At 57.3% G+C, this 1,310-nt stretch carries 1 protein-coding gene; it reads right to left on the reverse strand.

Features of this window, described 5'->3' with window-relative positions:
- Positions 1-46: 46 nt before the first annotated feature.
- Positions 47-1,263, reverse strand: a protein-coding gene (locus tag MHX52_RS10280; RefSeq protein ID WP_155270867.1) for an IS3 family transposase whose coding sequence is annotated in 2 segments (ribosomal slippage) — positions 47-1,002 and positions 1,002-1,263 — 1,218 coding nt in all. Because the reading frame shifts where the segments join, the coding sequence is not laid out codon by codon here.
- Between the last annotated feature and the right edge of the window lie 47 nt (positions 1,264-1,310).

Here is a 1,310-nt window from a genome sequence, read left to right on the forward strand (position 1 = left end):
TGGGGTTGCCCGCAAATGGTGGACACGTAGTGGAGCTACCTCATAGTTAGGCAGCTGTTTCTTCTTCGTTGGTGGTCTGGGTGATGTGGTGCTCGAAGTCGACGGGGCTGACCATCCCGAGTGCGGAGTGCCGCCGTCGACGGTTGTAGACCACTTCAATCCAGCGGGCGACACCCGCGCGTGCAGCATCACGGGTAGGCCAGTGTTGCCGGTCGTAAAATTCGGTCTTCAGCGTCGACCAGAACGATTCAGCCATCGCGTTATCAAAGCACACCCCGGTACGCCCCACGGACTGAGCAATGCCCAGGTCGCGGCAGACGTCCCAGAGCTGCTCGCTTGTAAACTGTGCCCCACGGTCAGCGTGAAACACCAGGCCATCAGGAACGTCACCGCGCAGCGTATACGCCATCCGCAGGGCCCGCTCGACCAGGGAAGTATCTTGCACACTATCCATAGCCCAACCGAGCACACGGCGGGAATGACCATCACGGACCGCGCACAAGTACAACCAGCCTTCACCGGTGCGCAGGTAGGTAATATCCGACATCCACACCCGATTGAGCTCACCGGCATCAAACATGCGCTTGACCAGGTCAGGAAGCGTGGACTTACGCTTGGATTGAATGGTTGTCACCGGGACAAAGGCCCGCGGTGAAATCCCTTCAATGCCCATCATGCGCATCCGTTTAGCCACAGTCTTACGGTTGAGCGCAATGTGGTAGCGCTCGGCAAGTTCTGCGGTAATGCGCGGAGCACCATAAACCTCATCGGAGTCTTTCCAAATCCGGTGAATCTTGCGGTCAACATCATCGTAAAATGCTGCACGATCATCGTCGCCGGATAGTCGTTTCTGCTGCGTATGGGCCCATTTGTAGTATCCAGACCGAGACACCTTCAACAAGCGTGCCATACGTTTAATGCTGTAGTTTGCCTTCTCTCGCCACATTAGTTCGAACTTTTCTGCTCGCGTTGCTTCGCAGCGAAGAAGGCTGTCGCTTTTGACAAAAACTCGTTGTCCATCCGAGCCTCTGCCAGCTCCCGGCGCAAGCGCGCATTCTCGGCCCGAAGGTCCGCCTCGCTCATCCCATCGGCAGAACCTCGGCGCTCCCGCTCATTTTTGACCCACTTGCCTAAAAGCCCCGGGGCGACACCGATCTCTCGGGCCACATGGGCGATCGGGCGCTGCGACTCAATCACCAGATTCGCGGCTTCACGCCGATACTCCGGCGTGTACTTCTTGCGCTGTTGGCTCACAATGAACATCCTCTCCTACGGACACAACATCCGTACAAGTTGGGTGTCCACTAAAC

Origin of the sequence: Corynebacterium sp. ACRQJ, from assembly GCF_022346045.1 — a bacterium.
Taxonomy (GTDB): Bacteria; Actinomycetota; Actinomycetes; order Mycobacteriales; family Mycobacteriaceae; genus Corynebacterium; species Corynebacterium evansiae.